This window comes from Corynebacterium hiratae (assembly GCF_009708045.1).
Classification (GTDB): Bacteria; Actinomycetota; Actinomycetes; order Mycobacteriales; family Mycobacteriaceae; genus Corynebacterium; species Corynebacterium hiratae.
This window is the reverse complement of sequence record NZ_VIOG01000006.1, coordinates 47748-69458: the sequence shown is the minus strand read 5'-3', so window position 1 is coordinate 69458 and position 21711 is coordinate 47748. Positions and strand designations below refer to the sequence as shown.

13 protein-coding genes are annotated in these 21711 nt (G+C 61.3%); 9 read left to right on the top strand and 4 right to left on the bottom strand.

All coding sequences use genetic code 11. The features are described 5' to 3' along the window. Window positions 1–46: 46 nt before the first annotated feature. Both FME68_RS06655 and leuS read left to right on the top strand, forming a co-directional pair. Window positions 47–3760, top strand: coding sequence for a type I restriction endonuclease subunit R (locus tag FME68_RS06655; RefSeq protein ID WP_158396797.1), 3714 nt, complete (start codon window positions 47–49; stop codon window positions 3758–3760). An 82-nt stretch (window positions 3761–3842) separates the two neighbouring features. Continuing rightward, entirely contained in the window at window positions 3843–6692 is a 2850-nt protein-coding gene (gene leuS / locus FME68_RS06650; RefSeq protein WP_158396795.1) for a leucine--tRNA ligase, read from the top strand. 414 nt (window positions 6693–7106) lie between these two features. Here leuS and FME68_RS06645 read toward each other — a convergent pair whose 3' ends face one another. The 3 genes from FME68_RS06645 to paaZ form a co-directional block, all read right to left on the bottom strand. Continuing rightward, the gene (locus FME68_RS06645; RefSeq protein WP_070533691.1) at window positions 7107–8390 is read right to left on the bottom strand and encodes a hypothetical protein; all 1284 of its coding nucleotides are present in this window, start codon (window positions 8388–8390) and stop codon (window positions 7107–7109) included. A gap of 27 nt (window positions 8391–8417) precedes the next feature. After that, window positions 8418–10118, bottom strand: coding sequence for an FAD-binding dehydrogenase (locus FME68_RS06640; RefSeq protein WP_158396793.1), 1701 nt, complete (start codon window positions 10116–10118; stop codon window positions 8418–8420). 76 nt (window positions 10119–10194) lie between these two features. After that, the gene (paaZ, locus tag FME68_RS06635; protein ID WP_158396791.1) at window positions 10195–12255 is read right to left on the bottom strand and encodes a phenylacetic acid degradation bifunctional protein PaaZ; all 2061 of its coding nucleotides are present in this window, start codon (window positions 12253–12255) and stop codon (window positions 10195–10197) included. A gap of 102 nt (window positions 12256–12357) precedes the next feature. Here paaZ and FME68_RS06630 point away from each other — a divergent pair, with 102 nt between their 5' ends. The 7 genes from FME68_RS06630 (at window position 12358) to FME68_RS06600 (ending at window position 20865) form a co-directional block, all read left to right on the top strand. Continuing rightward, on the top strand, window positions 12358–12768 hold the full coding sequence (locus tag FME68_RS06630) for a PaaI family thioesterase (RefSeq protein ID WP_070510093.1): 411 nt from the start codon (window positions 12358–12360) through the stop codon (window positions 12766–12768). A 276-nt stretch (window positions 12769–13044) separates the two neighbouring features. Further along, window positions 13045–13140, top strand: a complete 96-nt coding sequence (kdpF, locus tag FME68_RS06625; RefSeq protein WP_039672809.1) for a K(+)-transporting ATPase subunit F — start codon at window positions 13045–13047, stop codon at window positions 13138–13140. Further along, the gene (gene kdpA / locus FME68_RS06620; RefSeq protein WP_371326328.1) at window positions 13140–14852 is read left to right on the top strand and encodes a potassium-transporting ATPase subunit KdpA; all 1713 of its coding nucleotides are present in this window, start codon (window positions 13140–13142) and stop codon (window positions 14850–14852) included. Before kdpF ends, kdpA begins: the two co-directional genes overlap by 1 nt. After that, window positions 14849–16918, top strand: a complete 2070-nt coding sequence (kdpB, locus tag FME68_RS06615) for a potassium-transporting ATPase subunit KdpB (protein WP_158396789.1) — start codon at window positions 14849–14851, stop codon at window positions 16916–16918. Before kdpA ends, kdpB begins: the two co-directional genes overlap by 4 nt. A gap of 29 nt (window positions 16919–16947) precedes the next feature. Continuing rightward, the gene (locus FME68_RS06610; RefSeq protein ID WP_158396786.1) at window positions 16948–17499 is read left to right on the top strand and encodes a potassium-transporting ATPase subunit C; all 552 of its coding nucleotides are present in this window, start codon (window positions 16948–16950) and stop codon (window positions 17497–17499) included. 34 nt (window positions 17500–17533) lie between these two features. Beyond that, the gene (locus FME68_RS06605; RefSeq protein WP_230308919.1) at window positions 17534–20131 is read left to right on the top strand and encodes an ATP-binding protein; all 2598 of its coding nucleotides are present in this window, start codon (window positions 17534–17536) and stop codon (window positions 20129–20131) included. Then, the gene (locus FME68_RS06600) at window positions 20128–20865 is read left to right on the top strand and encodes a response regulator (RefSeq protein WP_158396784.1); all 738 of its coding nucleotides are present in this window, start codon (window positions 20128–20130) and stop codon (window positions 20863–20865) included. The genes FME68_RS06605 and FME68_RS06600 overlap by 4 nt, the downstream gene beginning before the upstream one ends. Here the strand turns inward: FME68_RS06600 and FME68_RS06595 are convergent. After that, on the bottom strand, window positions 20853–21704 hold the full coding sequence (locus FME68_RS06595; protein WP_158396782.1) for a 3-hydroxyacyl-CoA dehydrogenase family protein: 852 nt from the start codon (window positions 21702–21704) through the stop codon (window positions 20853–20855). The two genes, FME68_RS06600 and FME68_RS06595, sit on opposite strands and share 13 nt — an antisense overlap. Window positions 21705–21711: the final 7 nt, after the last annotated feature.

Here is a 21711-nt window from a genome sequence, read left to right as displayed (position 1 = left end):
GACACCACGTCCCTGGTGATGTGAAAACTTGTCCCTGGAGAACTCTATGGTGACCACTACTCCCCCGACTGCCGGACGCAACGGTGTGCCAGGTGGGCCTGCACGCAGCAACTTCGGCTTTGTACGTTACGTCTGGCCCACGGCGTATGAGGAGTGCCTGAAGGTAGAGCGGTTCGTGGATGCGGACCCGGTGATTTCCTGCTTCTATGCGCGCAAGGTGCTGGAGCGAGTGGTCAGCCACATCTGGGTGCTCCGAAATTTGGGTGACACTCAGTACCGTAGCTTGGCGGAGATGACCCGAGACCGCGCCTTCACTAAGTGTGTGGACAATAAGACCATGCTGCGCAAGATGACTCTCGTGCGCAAGAGCGGCAACGACGCCGCGCACGCAGACGACATGGAAGGCAAGCAAGCGCCGACCTCCCCGCAGAGGGCGCGGAAGACGGCGGCGCACCTCTATGACCTCATGGCCTGGGCGGTGCGGTACCACTCGGCCAACCCTCAGGCCGCACCGGGTCCGCAGGCGGCTTTTGATACTAACCTGCTGGGCCAGGCCACAGCTGACTCTTCAGGCATTCACGTTGCTGGGCGCTCCCAAGCGCAGACCGCCGCGTACCTCAAGAAGCTAGCGCAGCAGGATGAGGAGCTAAAGAAGAACCGGCTGCTGCTCGATGAGGCCAAGGAAGCCGCGCGCGAAGCGGAGGAGAAGCGCCTTCGTGAGGCAGCCCAGTTCGAGCTCAAGCGGCGGAGCACGGAGATTAAGGCGAAGGCGGAGATCGCCGATGCCCAGGAGCAAGCCGAAGCGGAGCGCGAAGCTGCACGGCAGGTGAAAGACGAACTTGCTGCCAAGATTGAGGCCCTCCAGGAGCAGTTGGCTGAGCAACAAGCAGCCGCGGCAGAGCGCGCCGGGGTGGCAGCACCGTCGGCTGCGCCTTTGGCGATCAGCGAGGCCGAGACCCGCCGACAGCTCATTGACCCGATGCTCGAAGCAGCAGGGTTTAGTGATGATTCAATCACCCGAGAGCTCGAGCTGCGCGGCATGCCCAATCCCTCCGGCGTTGGCTACGCAGATTATGTCTTGTGGGATGATGACCGCACACCGCTGGCCGTTATCGAAGCGAAGAAATCGATGGAGTCTATGAGCGTGGGCGCCCAACAGGTGAAGCTGTACGCGGATTGCATCGAGCGCGAATACGGCACACGGCCGGTCATGTTGTGTACCAACGGCTATCACATTGACCTGATCGATGATGCCGCTAACCTTCCTGGCTCCGGTGTGGGCTATCCCGCCCGAGAGGTTGAAGGTTTCCCCACTGCGCAGCAATTTCGCCGCATGATCGGGCGGCGCACCATGCGTGCCCTATTGAGTGAGACGGCGGTTGATACGGAGATTGCTGGCGGCGGCGCCCGCACGTATCAGCTCGAGGCCATCCGCGCGGTGACGGAGACGTTGGAGAGGCGGAGGCGTCGCCAAGCATTGCTGGTCATGGCGACGGGAACTGGTAAGACGCGTGTGGCCGTGGCCACCGCCAAGCTGTTGCGTCAGGCCGGCTGGGTGGGCAAGGTGCTGTTCCTGGCGGACCGCACCGCCTTGGTCAACCAAGCGCACAAGGCCTTTGTGAGCATGTATGCGGAGTCCACGCCCGTGAACCTCATCAAAAATCCTGAGCAGGTAGGTGATGTGTACGTCACTACCTACAACACCATGATGAACCTGATTGGGGATGACGGAGACAAGCCGGCCAAGTTTGGGCCGTTCGACTTTGACCTCATCATCGTGGATGAGGCCCATCGCTCCGTGTACAACCGCTTCAAGCGCATCTTGGAGTACTTCGATGCCTACGTGGTGGGGCTGACGGCGACGCCGAAGAGCGAAATCGACCATGACACATATGCGCTCTTTGAGATGGAAGATAAAACACCGTCCTTCGAGTACGGCCTCGATGAAGCCGTGGCAGATGGAAACCTCGTTCCCTTCAAGACGGCTCGTCAGGACTCACTCTTCCTGCGTCGTGGTATGTCCTATGACGAGCTCTCCCCCGAGGAACAGCTGGCGTGGGACACGTCCGATTGGGGTACCGACGAGGACGGTGGGCGCCTAGATCCGCCCGGGCAGATTTCCTCGGCGGAGATTAACCGCTACCTGTTCAACAAGGACACCATACGCAAGGTGTTGAAAACCGTGGTGGAGAACGGGATTCGCGTGGGCGGCGACCAATTGGGAAAGACCATCATCTTCGCCCGGACCCAACGCCACGCGGAGCTTATTAAGGAAGTCTTTGACGCGACGTTCCCGGAGTATTCGCGCACTGGTGCCTCCGTGATCACCACGCACACAAAGTATGCGCAGTCGGCCTTAGACGAGTTTGCAAATCCGGACGGGGACGTCAACATCGCGATTTCCGTGGACATGCTGGACACTGGCGTCGACGTACCCGAGGTGGTTAACCTCGTCTTTTTCAAACCCATCTACTCCCCCACCAAGTTCTGGCAGATGGTGGGCCGAGGGACGCGATTGCGCCCGGACCTCTTCGGACCAGGGATGGATAAGACCCACTTCCTCATCTTTGATTTCTGCGGAAATGTGGATGAGTTCTACAAGGGTGAAGCCCGGGATTCAGCCACGGGCCGCCCACGATCGCTGTCGGAAAAGCTTTTTGATGCCCGCGTGGGATTGCTCGCGCAGCTGGACAAGCACTCCGATGCCCCAGACCTGCGTGCCGAGCTTGCCGACTCCCTCCACGCCTCAACGGCATCCGTTCCGTTAGGTCACATCATGGTCCGGCCCGGCGACAAAGAAACCCTGATGCGCTACCGCGAGCGCTCCGCCTGGGACGACGTGAATGAGGAAAAGGCTGAGCAGCTGCGCCGCCATCTCGCACACCTGCCGCTGAACACAATGAAAGAACCAGAGACAGCTAAGCGCTTTGATCTGGTGATTCTGAAGCTCCAAGTGGGGTTGCTCGACCACAGCCCCGAGTTTGCGGCACTGCGCCAACGCGTGGAGGGTATGGCGAATGATCTCATGGCCGTGAGTTCCACAATCCCCATGGTGGCCGAGCGGCGGTCCTTCCTCGAGCGCGCGCTGGATCCAGAGTGGTGGAAGAGCGTTACGGTCGAGGACCTCGAGACCATCCGCATCGGCATGCGTTCGCTCATCCAGTTCGTGCCCAAGGGAAAGCGCAACGCCGTGACCCTCGACATCCAGGATGAGATGGGTGAACTCACGATCGATGATGAGATGCCTGTGCGGCTGCCCGGAACAGGCTCTTACCCCTCTCAGGCCGAACAACAGCTGCGTGAAGTGCTGCAGGAACACGACAACGATCTCGCGATGATCAAGTTGCGCAGTGCACGCGCGCTTAACGCAGAGGATGTTGCCGCGTTGGAAGCCATGGTGGCTCAGGCTGGCGGGGGAAGCGTGGGCTTCGAGGAAAGCATTGACAAGCTGCGGGAACGCATGGGTGGAGACAGTATTCCTGCCTTCATTCGCCGCTTGGTGGGCCTTGATGAAGCTGCAGTCCAGGAGCAATTTGCAGACCTTCTCAGCAACACTTCGTTCAGCGCCGCCCAAATCCGCTTCATCAAGATGCTGGTGGACGTGCTGGTTCACAACGGTGGCGTGGCCTACGAGGAAATTTTCCAGCCGCCCTTTGATGAAGAGGGCTCTGTCGTCGATATCTTCTACAACAAGACCGATGTCATCGTGGATTTGCGCAAGCGCCTTGAACGGATTGAAGCAACGGCACAGGCTAACTAAGTGCCGCCGCGCTGCGGGAAAGGACGCGGTCTAGCTGGGTCTAACTGGGGTGATGTCCGTGCGGTGACTACACTGTCTAACCATGACTAACCCGAGCGATAACACCACCCACCGCTACACGCCGGAGCTCGCCGCGCAGATTGAAAAGGCCTGGCAGCAGTACTGGAAGGACAACGGCACGTTTAACGCGCCGAACCCAGTCGGTCCGCTCGCGGAGGAGGGTAAGGAGCTTCCCGCGGAGAAGCTGAACATCCAGGACATGTTCCCCTACCCTTCGGGCGCAGGCCTTCACGTGGGCCACCCGCTGGGCTATATCGCTACGGATACCTATGCGCGTTATCAACGCATGCTGGGCAAGAACGTCCTGCACACGCTGGGCTATGACGCCTTCGGCCTGCCGGCGGAGCAGTACGCCATCCAGACAGGTACGCACCCGCGCACCACGACGGAGGCGAATATCAAGAACATGCGCCGCCAGCTGGGCATTCTGGGCTTGGGCCACGATCCGCGCCGCTCCGTGGAGTCCACCGACCCCTCCTTCTTCAAGTGGACGCAGTGGATCTTCCTGCAGATTTATAACTCCTGGTTTGATGAGGAGCAGCAGAAGGCGCGCCCGATCTCTGAGCTCATCAAGGAGCTTGAGGTGGGCAAGCGCACCACCAAGGACGGCCGCTACTACGCGGATCTCACTAAGGAAGAGCAGCGCCACGCGCTCGACGAATTCCGCCTGGTTTACCTGTCCAACTCCACCGTGAACTGGTGCCCGGGCCTGGGCACGGTGCTGGCTAATGAGGAGGTCACCGCGGAGGGCAAGTCCGAGCGCGGTAATTTCCCGGTCTTCCGCAAGAACCTGCGCCAGTGGATGATGCGCATTACCGCCTACTCCGATCGCCTGCTCGATGACCTGGAGCTTCTGGATTGGCCGGAGAAGGTCAAGTCCATGCAGCGCAACTGGATTGGCCGCTCCCGCGGCGCGGAGGTCACTTTCCACGCTGAGGGCTACAACATCGACGTCTTCACCACTCGCCCGGATACCCTTTTCGGCGCGGAGTATGTGGTGCTGGCTCCGGAGCACGAGCTTGTCGACGCCCTCCTCTCCCCCATCCCCTACGAGGATGACGTCGACGAGCGCTGGACCTTCGGCCACGATGATCCGAAGGAGGCCGTGGAGGCCTACCGTGCTTCCATCGCCGCGAAGTCTGACCTGGAGCGCCAGGAGAACAAGGAAAAGACCGGCGTCTTCCTGGGCACTTATGCCACCAACCCGGTCAACGGCAAGAAGGTCCCGATCTTCATCGCGGACTACGTCCTCACCGGCTACGGCACCGGCGCCATCATGGCGGTCCCGGCGCACGATACCCGTGACTACGAGTTCGCCACCGTCTTTGGCCTGCCCATTACGGAGGTCGTCGCTGGCGGCGACATCACCAAGGAGGCGTATACCGAGTCCGGAAAGGCCGTAAACTCCGCTAACGATTCCCTGGACATCAACGGCATGTCCAAGGATGAGGCCATCGCCGCCATCATCCCGTGGCTGGAGGAGCAGGGCGTGGGTCGCGAGAAGATCCAGTACAAGCTGCGTGACTGGCTGTTTGCCCGCCAGCGCTACTGGGGCGAGCCCTTCCCCATCGTCTACGACGAGGCGGGCCAGGCCTACCCGCTGCCGGAGTCGATGTTGCCCATCGAGCTGCCTGAGGTGGAAGATTACAAGCCGGTGTCCTTCGACCCGGATGATGCCGAGTCCTCCCCGCAGCCGCCGCTGGCCAAGGCCCGCGAGTGGGTTGAGGTGGAGCTGGACCTGGGTCTTGGGGATGGCCCCAAGACCTACTACCGCGATACCAACGTCATGCCGCAGTGGGCAGGTTCGTCCTGGTACCAGCTGCGCTACATCGATCCGACGAACGATGAAGTCTTCTGCGATCTGGAGAACGAGCGCTACTGGACGGGCCCGCGTACAGAAGAGCACGGCGCCAACGATCCGGGCGGCGTTGACCTCTACGTCGGTGGCGTTGAGCACGCTGTGCTGCACCTGCTCTACTCGCGCTTCTGGCACAAGGTGCTCTTTGACCTGGGCTTTGTAAGCTCCAAGGAGCCCTACCGCCGCCTGTACAACCAGGGCTACATCCAGGCCTACGCGTACACGGATTCCCGCGGTGTCTACGTCCCGGCCGCCGAGGTAGTAGAACGCGATGGCGCGTTCTACTACGGGGATGAGAAGGTCAACCAGGAGTACGGCAAGATGGGCAAGTCCCTGAAGAATGCCGTGGCCCCGGATGACATCTGCAACGACTATGGTGCCGATACCCTGCGCGTGTACGAGATGTCCATGGGCCCGCTGGATACCTCCCGCCCGTGGGCGACCAAGGACGTGGTGGGCGCGCAGCGCTTCCTGCAGCGCCTGTGGCGCTTGGCTATCGATGAGAACTCCGGCGAGCTGTCCACGACGGACGCCGCGCTTTCCGACGATGACCTGAAGCAGCTCAACCGCACCATCGCCGGCGTGCGTGACGACTATGAGAACCTGCGCCTCAACACCGTCGTGGCCAAGCTCATCGAGTACGTCAACTACCTGACCAAGACCTACCCGAAGGGAGCGCCACGCGCGGCCGTTGAGCCCTTGGCCCAGCTGGTCTCCCCTGTTGCCCCGCACATTGCGGAGGAGCTGTGGAAGCGCTTCGGTCACGAGGAGACCATTACTTACGAGTCCTTCCCGGAGTTCGATGAGAAGTACCTCGTCGACGATGAGATTGAGGTTCCGGTACAGATCAACGGCAAGGTCAAGGCCCGCGTCATGGTGCCCGCCGATGCTGACCAAGCCACCGTCGTGGGCGTGGCAAAGAGCGATGAGCGCATCGCCGAGCTGACCGCCGGTAAGAACGTGGTCAAGGAGATTTACGTCCCGGGCCGCATGGTCAACTTGGTGGTGAAGTAAAACCAACGCGGCCCCGTTAGATGGCGGCCGCAACTGCCCTAGTTGACGAAACCAGCGCCCTTCCAGCGAAGGATCGTGGGGAAAATTGTCAGTTAGGGCAGTTTTGCGCCTAGGCGTGTACCTTCGTCACTCCCCTCGCAGCGCGCAACGTCTGCGTGCCTCCATTGACATGCAGGAGGCAACTGATAAAAGGCGTCTTACAAAAGGCATCAGTCAAATGGCGTTTTCGCGACCAAAAACGCCATTTACTCAGTGCAGATGGCGTTTTTAGACCCAAAGATGCCTTTTACCAGATGCCTTTTGCAGGACGCCTTCCTGACCTAGGCGGATTTAGTACGCAACAATCCCACCTCACCGCCGAACAACACCAGGGAGCAGTGTTATGAGTGGCGCCTAAAAGGCCGCGGCGTGGAGCTAATCCAGCTCTTGGTTCAGCTCCTCGCGCACCTTGGTGATGATCGCGCCGAGGAAGCCCTCGCACCCATCGGTAATCATGGGAAACGTGGAATCATCCTCAAGGACGCCCAGCGTGAACAGCAGGTCGCGGGTGATGGCGTGCGTGTAGTCGTATTCCGGGTTGAACTCCCACTCGCCGCGGAATAAATGGACTAGTTCGAAGGACAGTTGAGGAATGCCCTCCGGTTCGGCGTAGGCATAAGGAATGTTGTTCAGGACGACCTGCGTTGCCCAGAGCGGATCGCTCATGGCCTTGCGGCCATACTTGGTGAGCTTGATATCCGTCGTCGTGGTCTTGATCCAATCCAAGTCCGTCAAGAAACCCCGCAGGTTCAGCAACGGCTGGTGGTAGTCCTCGCGCTTGACCTCATCAAAATCATTGGGGCTATTCAGTCCCTCCTTGAGGCGCGCGACGGCCGCCTGCTTGAGGTAGCCGGCCCCGGTCAGGCGTGGAAATTCCTCGATGACCTCGAGGTATTCGCGTATGCGCTGGCCTACGTGGAGGGCGGTGGCGTCGTCAAGCGCCGGCAGCTCATAGTCGGGACGCAGCTCCGGGTAGGCCTCGTGGATGTCCGCGCGCCATTGTTTCAGCAGCTCCGGGGACGGCACGGGGATGTCCTCGAAGGGTGTGGAGCGGAAGGGATCGAGCGGGAGATCCCCAGGCAGCGCGGGCTTGGTGCCGCCCTCGAGGTTGGCGGCCTCCGTGCCCATGGTGGCCAGGCGCTGTGCCACTGCTGGCGGGAAGAACGTGGTGAGGCGCTGGTGGATTTGGTCCAGTGTGTAGTTGGGGAAGAGCGCGAAGATGCGCTCCATGCTCTCCGTGGGCACGGCCATGTAGGCCATGGTGGCCTGGACGTCGAGGACCACCTTGAACATCGCCTCGGCGCTGCCCAGCTCACTCATCAGATCGGGGCCCTCACCCGCGATAAGCGCGGGAAGGCCCATGACGACGCGCGAGCTATCGGCCACGCTGATGCTGATATTCCAGGCGCCGTCCGAGGGGTGGTAGTGCGCTACCTCCCGGAAAGTCTCGAAAAAGTCTTGGTCAATGATGCTGAGGACGTCGATTGGCGTGCCTTCCTCACCCACGAGGATTCCCGGATGAGAGGGCTCGAGGCCGAGTGCGGCGTGGACGATGATCATCATCTCGCCCACGGTGAGTTCCGCGGGGGCGGCGACGAAGCGGGACGTGGTGAAGAAGGGATTCTCCACGTCGATGCGGACGTTCCTAGCGAGGTTCATAGTGACCGACAGTATTAGAAAACCGTGCTAGCCGCGCGCCAACGCTTCGCCCACGCGCTTGCCCGAGTGGATGCATCCGCCGAGGAAGGTGCCTTCCAGCGCATTCTTGCCGTGCATGCCGCCACCGCCGAAACCGGAGGCCTCACCGCAGGCGTAAAGGCCGGGGAGTACCGTGCCGTCGGGGTTGAGGCACTGGCCATCGAGGTTGGTCTCCAGGCCACCCAGCGTCTTTCGGGTCAGGAATTTCAAACGCACCGCGATGAGCGGGCCCTTGGATTCATCGAGGATGCGGTGCGGGGGAGCCACGCGGATGAGCTTGTCACCCAAGAAGCCGCGGGCCACGCGCAGGTAGTTGACTTGGGTGTCCTTGCTGAAGGGATTATCAAGCTGAGAATCGCGGTCTTCCAGGACTTTTCGAAGTTGGGCCACATCAATGGTGGGGGAGCCCTCCGGAGAGATGTCGTTCATTCCGGCGACGAGATCCTCCAGGTTGTCTTTTACGACCCAGTCGATACCGTTGTCCATGAAGGCCTTGACGGCCACGTGCGTGCCGGGGCCCAGCTTGCCGGCGAGCTTCTTGAATTCCTTATCCGTCAGATCCGGGTTCTGCTCCGAGCCGGAGAAGATGAATTCCTTGTCCACGATGGCCTTGTTGAGCACGAACCAGGAATAGCCGTGGCCGGTCTGGCCAATGTGGGCGAGTGCGGCCAGGTTATCGGTGCCGGGGAAGAGGTTGGTGGGCAGGCGGTTGCCTTCCGCGTCGAGCCACAGCGCCGAGGGTCCAGGGATGATGCGGATGCCGTGGCCGGGCCAGATGGAGTTCCAGTTGGTCATGCCCTCGGTGTAGGCCCACATGCGGTCGGTGTTGACCACGGAGGCGCCGGCCTGCTGGGCGATGTCGATGCCGCGGCCGTCGACATGCGCGGGAACACCCGTGACCAGCTCCTTCGGGCATTCGCCCCAGCGCTCAGTGGGCCACATCTTGCGTACCTTCTCCAGATTGCCGCCGATGCCGCCGGTGGCGATGACTACGGCGGAGCCGCGCAGCTCAAAGTGCTTGACGACGTCCCTCGGGCTCGCCTCACCACGCGCCTGGCTGGTGGGGGAGAGGACGCTGCCGCGCACGCCGACGACGCGGGGGCTACCAGTGTCGTCGTTGTCGACGACGAGCTCGTCCACTCGGTGGCGGAAGTGGAATTCGACTTGGCCCTTCTCTTCTGCCTTAAGGAGTGGTTCGCGGAAGACGCGCACGACTTCTGGGCCGGTGCCCCAGGTGAGGTGGAAGCGCGGCACGGAGTTGCCGTGGCCGGAGGCATCCCCGGAGCCGCGCTCGGCCCAGCCGATGGTGGGGAGGACGTTGAGGCCCAAGGACTTGAGGTAGCCGCGCTTTTCATTGGCGGCGAAGCGCACGTATTCGCGGCCCCATTTCTCGCCCCAGTAGTCGTGCCGGTCAACCTCGGTCACCGGGTCATAATCTGCGGAGTTGGCCCAGTCGCGCCAGGCCAACTCTTCGGAGTCCTTGACACGCATCATGGATTGTTCGGGGGAGTTGACATAGAACAGCCCGCCGAGTGACCAGAAGGCCTGGCCACCGAGGTTATTGCGGTTTTCCTGTTCCAGGAAGATGACGTGCTTGCCGCCCTTGAGGGCCTCGTAGCCGGCGACCATGCCGGCGAGGCCGCTGCCGACGATGATGACGGAGCCAGTGGTCCAGGTAGTTTCTTTCATGACAGTAATGATAAAAGAAACTCGCCCCGATTGTGTGACTTGGCTCGCAGCTTCGGTTTTAAGCCGAGAGCGTGCCCTAGGCGTAGGTCGTGTTGACCTTCTCCACGAGGGTGAGCACGTCATAGGTCGCGACAATCTCGTCCTCCTGGTTGTAGAGGACGGCGTCCCAGCACACCTCGCCGTAGTCATCGGTCACGCGCGGGGTGATGCGCTTGGCGGTCAGCTCAACGCGGATGGAATCGTCATAGGTCACCGGCGTGATGAAACGCAGGTTTTCCAAGCCGTAGTTGGCCAGGACTGGGCCCGGTGCCGGCTCCACGAAGAGACCTGCGGCCCAGGAGACCAGCAGGTAGCCGTGTGCCACGCGGCGCGGGAAGAAGGGATTGGAGGTGGCGGCTTCCTCGTCTGTGTGGGCGTAGAAGGTATCGCCGGTCTTCTCCGCGAACTCGAGGATTTCCTCGAGGGAGACGTGGCGCAGATCGGAGGCGAACTGGTCGCCGATCTGCAGTGTGGCCAGGTCTTTGCGGAAGGGGTGGGTGCCCTGGCCGTTCTCCACGTCGGCGCGGGTGATGCGCTGCACGGCGGCGCCGCGGTGCCATTGGCCGGTGATGGCGGTGAGATGATCCGGGGTTCCCTGGACGGCGGTGCGCTGCATGTAATGCAGGATGCCGCGCACGCCACCCAGCTCCTCGCCGCCGCCGGCGCGGCCCGGGCCACCGTGGACGAGGTGCGGAAGGGGGGAGCCGTGGCCGGTTGAGGTCTTTGCGTCATCGCGGTCGAGGAAGTGCAGGCGTCCGTGGTGGGCGGCGATGCCGAGCGCATACTCGCGGGCGAGCTGCGGGTCGTGCGTAATGACGGAGGCGACCAAGGAACCGGAGCCCAGGGCGGCGAGCTCGACGGCCTCGGCGGGGGAGTCGTAGCCCAGGAAGGAAACGACGGGGCCGAAGGCCTCGGTGTCGTGGACGGCCGGGGCACGGTTATCGGCAAAGCGCAGGATGGTGGGGTTGAAGAAGGCACCCTCGGCCTCCTCTCCGCCGTAGGCAACCTCACCGCCGCCTGCCTTGAGCTTCTCGACGGCCTCCGCGACGTCCGCCTTCTGATCCGCGGAGACCAGCGGGCCCATGGTGGCGGAGGCATCACGCGGATCACCCACGACGACCTTGTCGCGCAGACGTGCGCTGAGGGCTTCGATGGTGGCGTCGACAAGCGCATGCGGGACGATGGCGCGGCGGATGGCTGTACACTTCTGGCCCGCCTTCGAGGTCATCTCGCCGAAGACCGCCTTGACGAAGGCATCGAATTCCGGGGAATCCGCGGTGACATCTGCGCCGAGGATGGCGGCGTTGAGGGAGTCCGCCTCCGCGCTGAACTGGATGCCACCCTCGATGACGTTGCGGTGTGCGCGCAGCGTTTTCGCTGTATCGGCAGAGCCGGTAAAGGCTACGTGATCGCGGTAATCCAGGTGATCCAGCAGGTCACGAGCGGAGCCGGAGATGAGCTGCAGGCTGCCCTTCGGCAGGATTCCGGAATCGATCATGAGGTGCACGCAGGCCGCGGTGATATAGCCGGTGGGCGTAGCGGGCTTAACAATGGAAGGCACGCCCGCGATGAAGGCCGGGGCGAACTTCTCCAGCATGCCCCAGACGGGGAAGTTGAAGGCGTTGATCTGCACCGCGACGCCGGGGATGGAGGTGTAGATGTGGCGGCCAATGAAGGAACCGTCCTTGGAAAAGACCTCTGCCTCGCCATCCGGCATGACGGTGGAATTAGGCATCTCGCGGCGGCCCTTCGAGGAGAAGGTGAACATGGTGGAAATGCCGCCGTCGATATCGACGAAGTTATCGCGCTTATTAGCGCCGGCCTTGTTGGCCAGTTCGTAGAGCTCTTCGCGGTGGTCTTGGAGGTAGATCGCCAGCTCCTTGAGCTTGAGGGCGCGCTCGTGGAAGGTGAGCTTCTGCAGCCCTTCGCGCCCGGTATTGCGGGCGTAATCGATGGCGCCGGCGATGTCGAGGCCTTCGGCGCTAACCCTGGCGACAACGTCCCCGGTGGAGGCGTCGTGCACGTCCGCAACGCGCGAAGGGTTGTCCGGGGTGAGCCACTGGCCGGAGAGGTAGCTGGGGACGAGGGCTTCAGTCATAGCGAAAAGTTTGGCCTTTCCATTAGTTTCCGAACGGTTGGTCAGTAAATACAGGCTAGTATAGTCTGCGTCACATTTCTAGGATTAAGTAAGGAGCACGGCATGGCCGCAGAGGTATGGAAGATTCAGTTGGGTGAGCTGGATAAGAAGATGGGCGTAGAAATCCTGGAAGAGTCAGCCGAGCGGGTGGTGGCCACCATGCCGGTTGAGGGCAACACCCAATCCTTCGGGCTGCTTCACGGCGGCGCGATGGCCTGTATCGCTGAGGCTGTCGGCAGCTGGGCGGCGGTGATTCATGCCTCGACGCTGGGCAAGGTCGCTGTCGGCGTGGACATCAACGCGACGCACCACGCCTCCGGGCGCTCGGGTCAGGTCACGGCGACGGCCACCGCTATCAAGCTGGGTAAGACGCTGTGCTCCCACGAGATCGTCATTACAGATGACGAGGGGAGGAGACTGTGCACGGCGCGTATCACGAATGCGTTGATTTCCCCTAAAGCGGAAGGGAAGTAAGGGAGTCCGTAAATAAAGCGTAAAAATCGGGGTCAAGGGGTGTAAAGATGCCGCAAATAACCCGTAGGTCTAGGGGGGAGCGGGCCTAACGTCAATGCTCGGCAGGTGCTCACCAGCACCGGCGCTCGATGCTCTGGGGCACCGGGCACACCTTGTATTGCTTTCACCCAAGGGGGTCTCTCCCACATGTTGGACATTCTGGTCATCGTGATCGTGGTCCTTACATTTAGCGCTCCCTCCGCCATCAACGAGTTTATGGACGGAGACGCGTAAATCATGAACACCATCACAGCGGTTATCGGGCTCATTATTGTTGTCGCGCTCGTGGCCTATCTCATCATTTCTCTTATTGACCCGGAGCGTTTCGCATGATCGCCAGCATTGTGGCGGTAGCACCGCAGTACCTCGCCCTCTTTGCCCTTCTAGCGGCGGCTTATGTGCCGCTTGGTAACTGGATGGCTCGTACCTATACCTCTGAAAAAGACTGGGCTGTCGAGCGCCTCATATACAGAATTTTGCGGGTTGACCCCAACCGGGGCCATAACGCCAAGAACTACACTCGTGCGCTGCTGGGCTTCAGCCTGGCCTCCGTCTTGGTTCTTTACGCAGTGCAGCGGCTCCAAGCAGTGCTGCCAAGCTTTGGCAACGCCCGCGAAGACGCAGTGGAGCCGTGGATGGCCTTCAACACTGCGGCCTCCTTTACTTCCAACACCAACTGGCAGTCCTATTCCGGCGAAGACACCCTGACCAATGCTTCGCAGATGCTGGGCCTGACCGTACAAAACTTTGCCTCGGCTGCTGTGGGCATGTGCGTGGCTGTTGCGTTGATCCGTGGCATCGGCCACCTGGGTTACCAGCGCGACGTGGCGGCAACGCAGGATGGTCAGAAGCTCATAGGTAACTTCTGGGTGGACCTCACCCGTGGTCTGGTTCGCATCCTGCTTCCCCTGTCACTCATTATCTCCACCGTGCTCATCCTTGGCGGAACCATGCAAACCTTTGGATCCAACCTGGTCACTGACTCTGGCGTGGATATCTCCCGTGCTCCTGTGGCCAGCCAAGAAGCTATTAAGCTGCTGGGCACCAACGGTGGTGGCATCTTCGGAGCTAACTCGGCGCACCCGTTTGAGAATCCAACGGGCTTTACCAACCTGGTGGAGATCTTCTCCCTGCTTGTCATCTCTTTCTGCATGATTCGCACGTACGGCGTGATGCTTAAATCGCAGAAGCACGCGTGGACGCTGCTCGGCGTTGCCGGTGGTCTGTGGACCGTGATGGTTGTCCTAGTGACCTGGGCACAGCACACCCTCGTCGGCGGTGCTTCCCAGTTGGCAGGCGCCAACATGGAAGGTATCGAACAGCGCCTTGGCATTGACGCTTCGGCATTGTTCGCCGTGTCCACCACGGGTACCTCGACGGGTGCGGTGGACTCCATGCACGATAGCTATTCCCCGCTGGGCGGCGGCTTGCTCATCCTCAACATGCTGCTGGGTGAGATCGCTCCAGGCGGTGTGGGCACTGGCCTCTATGGCCTCTTGATTGTGGCCATCCTAGCAGTGTTCATCGGCGGTCTCCTGGTCGGCCGCACACCGGAGTTTATGGGCAACAAGATTGGACGCAAGGAAATTTCGGCAGTCAGCCTCTACATCCTCACCATGCCGGTTCTAGTCCTCGTGGGCGTCGGAGCCTCCGTGGCGCAGCGCAAGCTGGTTGAGCTTTCTGCAACCAACTTCGGCGCGCCGGGCACAGCGGACAATGCGCACGGCCTCTCTGAGGTGCTTTACGCGTTTACCTCCGCGGCCAACAACAATGGCTCGGCTTTTGCAGGTCTCACGGTGACGGAGCCCTGGTGGCAGATCACGTTGGGCTTGGCCATGCTGTTGGGCCGCTTCTTGCCCATCGTCTTCGCCCTATACCTAGCCGGAAGCCTGGCAGGGCAGAAGCGCCAGGCCACCACTGCCGGCAGCTTGCCCACGTCCGGCATCACCTTCTCCCTGTTGACCATCGGCGTCATCCTGCTGGTCGCAGCACTCACCTTCTTCCCCGTCCTCACCCTGGGTCCCATTTCGGAGGCACTATCATGACAACCCCTACCATGACCGCTGAGCAGGTCAAGGCTCCTCGCACAAAGACTGCGGACAAAAACAGCGGTCTTGCCGCTGCGGCGCTGAAGGCGCTGCCGAGCAAAATGTCCCCGCTTGCCCAAGCACGCAACCCCGTGATGTTCGTCGTGTGGGTCGGCGCCGCACTGACTACGGTGTGGTCCATCATCAACCCCAGCTTCTATGGATGGGTCGTGACTATATGGCTGTGGTTCACTATCGCCTTCGCGGCCTTTGCGGAGGCTTATGCCGAAGGCCGCGGAAAGGCCCAGGCCGACAGCCTGCGCTCTGTGCGTGATGATGCCACTGCCAACCTCATAACGGACTCCGGCATTGAGGTGGTCCCTGCGTCTGAGCTCACGAGAGGCTTTATCGTGCGAGTGGAAGCCGGGGAGACCATCCCGGGTGACGGTGACGTCATCGAAGGCGCCGCTACCGTCGACGAGTCTGCTATCACGGGTGAATCGGCTCCCGTCGTCCGCGAGGCCGGCGGTGACCGCTGCGCCGTGACTGGCGGCACCGTGGTGCTCTCTGACTCCATCAAGGTCAAGATCACCTCTGAACCGGGTTCCACTTTTGTGGACACGATGATTGCTCTGGTGGAAGGAGCCGAGCGCCGCAAGACTCCGAATGAGATTGCGCTGAGCATCCTTCTTTCCACGCTGACTATCCTCTTCCTCATCGCCGTGACGGCTTTGGCTCCCATGGGTTTGTTCACCGGCGCTGAGTTGTCCCCGCTGTCCCTCGTCGCGCTGCTGGTATGCCTCATCCCGACGACCATCGCCGCACTGCTATCCGCCGTGGGTATCGCCGGCATGAACCGCCTCGTTCGCCACAACGTTTTGGCCACTTCCGGCCGTGCGGTGGAAGCAGCCGGTGACGTCGCCACGCTTCTTATGGATAAGACCGGCACCATCACGTACGGCAACCGCCAGGCCACGGGCCTGATCGTGGCTTCGGGTGTGAACGAGTGCGACGCTGCAGAGATTGCGCGCATTTCTTCTTTGGCGGATGAAACCCCGGAGGGCCGCTCCATCGTGGCTTGGCTGACTGAAAACTACTCTCTGTCTAGTGAGGGCGACGCGGAAGCTCGGAAGGCTGAAGTCATCCCGTTCAGCGCTTCTACCAGGATGTCTGGTCTCGACCTGGCTAACAGAAAGCTGCGCAAGGGCGCGGGCGACGCCGTGCGAAAGTGGGTAACTGAGGCAGGCGGCACGTGGCCGCAAGAGATCGAGGATTCAGTAACCCAGATTGCGCAAGACGGCGGTACCCCGCTGCCAGTTGCCGTGGAAGAATCCGATGGCAGCCGCAAGGTGATCGCGGTGGTGCAGCTGAGTGACGTCGTCAAGCCCGGCATGGCCGAGCGTTTCGCCGAGCTGCGCCAGATGGGTATCAAAACCATCATGGTCACCGGCGACAACCCGCTGACCGCCGCGGCCATTGCTAAGGAAGCCGGTGTCGATGACTACATCGCCGAGGCCACCCCGGAAGATAAGCTCGCCCGCATCCGCGAAGAGCAGGCGCAAGGCCGCATGGTGGCCATGACCGGTGACGGCACCAACGACGCCCCGGCCCTGGCGCAGGCGGATGTGGGAGTAGCCATGAACACTGGTACCTCCGCGGCGAAGGAAGCCGCCAACATGGTGGACCTGGACTCTGATCCGACGAAGCTTATCGACGTCGTTCGCATTGGTAAGCAGCTGCTGATCACCCGTGGTGCGTTGACCACCTTCTCCTTGGCCAACGACTTGGCAAAGTACTTCGCCATCCTGCCGGCGCTCTTCTCCGCGCAGTTGCCGCACTTGGAACGCCTCAACATCATGCACCTGCATTCGCCTGAGTCCGCCATCGTGTCTGCGGTGATCTTTAACGCGCTCATCATCGTCGCGCTCATCCCCTTGGCGCTCAAGGGCGTGTCGTATAAGCCAGCCTCCGCGTCCTCCCTTCTGCGCCGGAACCTCGGTATTTGGGGATTAGGCGGCGTTATTACCCCGTTCATTGGCATCTGGCTCATTGACCAGGTCGTCTCCCTCCTCCCAGGCCTCTAAAGAGAACCTGCAAAGAAAAAGGAAGAACAATGCGTGTTTATCTGCGTAACCTCATTGCCGGTTTTGTCGCCGTGCTGCTCTGCGTCGTAGCACTCGGCATGGTCTATCCGGCGGCTGTGTGGGCCATTTCCCGCATCACACCGCAGTCCGCCGACGGCAATCTCATCTACCAAGGAGAGTGCCTCGTGGGCTCTACCCAAATCCAAGACGGGGTGAGCGAGGGCCCCTACTTCTTCCCTCGCGCCGAGGGAATGAGTAACTACGGTACGAGCAGCACGGAGCTGGAGAAAAACATCCAGGAACGCCGCGCCGCTATTGCCCAGCGGGAAGGCGTAAGCGAAGACCGTGTGCCTGCCGACGCCGTCACGGGCTCCGGCTCTGGCGTGGATTCCGGCATCAGCCCCGAGTACGCCGAGCTGCAAGCCCCGCGTGTGGCCCGGGAGCAAGGCATCAGCCTGGAAGAGATTGAAAAGCTCATCGCCGAGAACACGGAGCATGCCAGCCTCGGGTTTCTAGGCGAAGAAACGGTCAATGTGACAACTCTCAATATGTCGTTGCCCACGCCGACGCCTTGTGCATAAAGATGTGCTCATAGATTCCCCATAAGATGAAGCAATGATGACCGAAGCAACTGCGCCGTCCTCGCGCACCAAACGCGGCACCTTGAAGATTTTGTTGGGCGCCGCTCCTGGCGCGGGCAAAACCTGCGCCATGCTTAGTGAGGCGCACACGCTGATTAATCAGGGTCGTGATGTTGTCGTCGGCATTGTGGAAGACCACGGTCGCGCATATACGAAGGCCTTATGCGAAGGTTTGGAGATTATTCCGCGACGCACCGTTGACGGTCTGTCGGCGGGGGAGCTGGATACCGCCGCAGTCAAAGAGCGTAAGCCTGACATCGTCCTCGTCGATGAGTTTGCCCACTCCAATCCTCGCGATGAAGAGCACGAGAAGCGGTGGGAAGATATCGAGGAGATTTTAGACGCCGGAATCGACGTAATCTCGACTCTCAATATCCAGCATCTGGAGAGTCTCAACGACGTTATTAAGCAGATCACTGGCATCGCGCCCCAGGAAACGGTGCCGGATGAGGTAGTGCGGGCTGCGAATGAGATTGAGCTGGTCGACGTCTCCCCACAGCTTCTGCGCACCCGTCTTAGCGATGGCCACGTGTACCGTGAGGCACGCATCGAACCTGCACTCAACAACTACTTCCGCGTGGGAAACCTCACCGCGTTGCGCGAGTTGGCACTGCTCTGGCTGGCAGATCAGGTCGATGAAGCACTCATTACGTATCGCTCGGATCAAAAAATCACCGATACGTGGGAAGCACGTGAGCGGGTGGTTGTGGCCATCCAAAACGTTGCCCATGCCGAGACCCTGATCCGGCGCGGGCGGCGCATCGCGACGAAATCTTCGGCGGAACTGCATGTGGTCCACGTTGTTTTTGGTGATTCCTTCACGTCGCGTTCCTCTTCGGTGGCGGGATCGGCGCAACAACTTGCCCGGCTGCAGACCTTGGCCCACGATGTGGGTGCGCGGCTGCACCAGGTTACTGGGGACTCCGTGCCGGAAGCTCTGCTCAACTTTGCGCGAAGCGTCAACGCTACCCAGCTTGTTGTCGGGGTGTCGCCGCGGCGGCGTTTCGGTGTGCACTGGCACAGCAGGTTAGCAGAGACAGTACTGCGCGAATCCGGCTCGATTGACTGCCACCTTGTCAATCTTCCCCCGGAAAAGCCGCTTCCGCTCACGCGGATGCTGCATCCTTTCCGGCCCTTCCCGCAGCGTGCAATCGCGTGGCTTAGTTCAGCGTTGGCCTTCGCCGGACTCACTGCGTTGTTAGTGCAGGCTGACGGCCAGGACTTGGGAACAGGTACCTGTTCTGCGTTCTACTTTGCACTCATTCTGCTTATTAGTTTGGTGGGTGGCCTGTGGCCGGCCGTGGTGGTGGCGGTGGCTTCCGGTTTGGCGGTCAATTGGTTTTTCACCGAGCCAATCCATACCTTCGACATCGCCGATCCCGCTAACGCTGTCATCGCCGTGGTCATGGTGGCTATCGCTCTGGCAGTTGGCATTCTTGTGCGCCGCGCCAAGATTGAGCGGGCGAATGCAGCTGTGGCTGCCCGCGATGCTGAGCTGCTTACGGTGTTTTCCCGTGCCGCGCTGAATCGCCGTGCAGATTCTTCCCCGAAAGATGCCGTGATGCGCAAGGTGGGGGAGGCATTCACTTGTCGTCGAGCGGAGCTGCTGGATGACAACGGTGACGTCCTTGCCACCTGGCGCGCAGTTAGCCCCGAGCGCACCTCGAAGCACCTTCATATTCCCGAGAAAGTGCGCCATGAACAGACAGTAAACACCGTTGTGGCGAGCGAAGATGGGACGGTTCAGCTTCGTCTTGCGGGCCCGACTCTGTCTGCCCGGGATCGCGGCCTTGTCACCGTGGTCGCGGGCTATCTGGCGGGTATTGTTCGCCGGGAAAAGCTTTCTGCTGAGGCCGCGCGCGCTGATGCGATAGCCGCTGCAGACGAGCTGCGACGAGCGCTGCTGTCGAGTGTGAGCCACGATTTGCGTACTCCGTTGGCAACGGCCAAGTTGGCGGTGTCGTCATTGCGTAATGCCGACATTGAATTCACTCCCGAGGACCAAGATATGCTTTTGGCAGAAACTGCGGCGAGCATCGAGGAACTCACCGGGTTGGTCACCAATTTGTTGGATTACTCCCGGCTCACCGCTGGAGCCATCACCGCTCGCCACGACGTCGTCGAGGTGGCAGAGGTGGCTCATCGTGCCATCGCTTCCTGCGCCTTTGGGCATTCCCCGGAGCAAATCGGGCGCATCCATCTGGACCCTAGTGTGCGTGGCGTTACGTGCTGCGCGGATGCAGCCCTCATGGAGCGTGTCTTGGCCAATCTCTTTGATAACGCCCTGCGTTATGCGCCGACTGGCCAGGTGACGATGAGTGCTCAGGCCATCGCCGAACAGGTGGAACTGATTGTCGGCGATGAAGGACCGGGTATCCCGCCGGAGAAACAGAAGGAACTGTTCCAGGCGTTTCAGCGTTTGGGTGATACCAGCAACGACAACGGAGTGGGCCTTGGCCTTTCTGTTGTTCAAGGCTTTGTGGAGGCCATGGGCGGTAGCATCGAGGTAGCTGCCGCCCCGGGCGCAACCTTTATTTTGCGGTTTCCCGTCGCGGGAGGAGAACAAAAATGACGACGAAGAAAACTAGCATCGCCATCGTGGACGATGACCCGCGTCTGCTCAACACACTGAGCATTAATTTCAAGGCTCGGGGCTACGAGGTTCACCCAGCACGTACAGGTGCTGAGGGACTGCAGGTGGTGTCACAGCAGCAGCCAGACGTAGTCATCTTGGACATGGGGTTACCGGATATGGACGGAACCGTCGTGTTGGAAGGAATCCGCGGATGGTCTGCAGTACCGGTGATCATCTTGACGGCACGCTCTGATCCGCTGTTCAGCGCCGCAGCTCTCGACCGCGGCGCGGACGACTACGTCACCAAGCCCTTCTCTATGGAGGAGCTTCTGGCCCGCGTGCGCGTGGCGCTACGGCATGGTAGCCCACAGAGTCCAGTGAGGCGCACTGAGACCGCTGTGGTACACGCCGGGGACGTTGTGATCGACGTTCCGCGCCATTCCATCACTAAAGGCGGTGAGCCGCTGCATCTGACCCCCACCGAGTGGGGCGTGCTCACCACGCTGCTTCGCGCCCACGGCGGCTTGGTACGCAAAGAGGATCTGCTTTCTGAAATCTGGGGCCCAGGCTTCGAGGGGCAGGGTCACTACCTGCGTATTTACACCTCCCAGTTGCGTCGCAAGCTAGAGGATGACCCAGCCAATCCCGCCTTCCTCCTCACCGAGCCCGGCTTGGGGTACCGCTTCGTGGTGCCCGAGCCGGGTGTGGGAGGGAGTGGCTACTCGGAGTAGTTGTAGAAGCCCTTGCCGGACTTGCGGCCCAGCTCCCCGCGGGCGACCATGTCACGCATGAGCTGCGGCGGGCTAAAGCGCTCGCCCAGCTGGGATTCGAGGTATTCGGCGATGCCGAGGCGCACGTCTAGGCCCACGATATCGGTCAGCTCCAGCGGGCCGATGGGGAACTTGTAGCCCAGCACCATGGCGTTGTCGATATCGCGCGGGGAGGCCACGCCTTCCTCGACCATGCGGATGGCCTCAAGGGCGATGGCCACGCCCAAGCGGGAGGAGGCGAAGCCGGGGGCGTCCTTGACCACCACCGCGGTCTTGCCTAGGCCCTCGACCCAGCCTTTGGCCGTGTCCACGAGTGAGTCCGGGGTGGATTCGGCGACTACAACCTCCACCAGTTTCGAGGCCGGGACCGGATTGAAGAAGTGCAGGCCGATGACGTCGTTGGGGATGCTCTCTGCCAGCTGCGATACCGACAGCGAGGAGGTATTGGTGGCGACAACGGCTTGCGGGGCTGCATCGGCGATATCCCGGAAAGCGGCCACCTTGAGATCCATCGATTCCGGAACTGCCTCAACCACGAGGTCGAAGCCGGCAAAGGCGGAGGCGGCGGTGGACAAGTTGAGACGCTCATCCCAGGATTCGAAGGTGCCTTCCGCGCCGCGGTCGAGGGAGCCGCGGATGGCCTTGTGCACGCGCTCGCGGGCGGCGGCCACGGCGTCATCGTTGATATCCACCACGGTCACGGACGCGCCGGCGGCCAGGAAGGCGTGAGCGATGCCTGCGCCCATGCGGCCGCCGCCGAGCACGCCGACCTTGGCAGGAACCTGCAGTACTGAGGACATGAGTTGA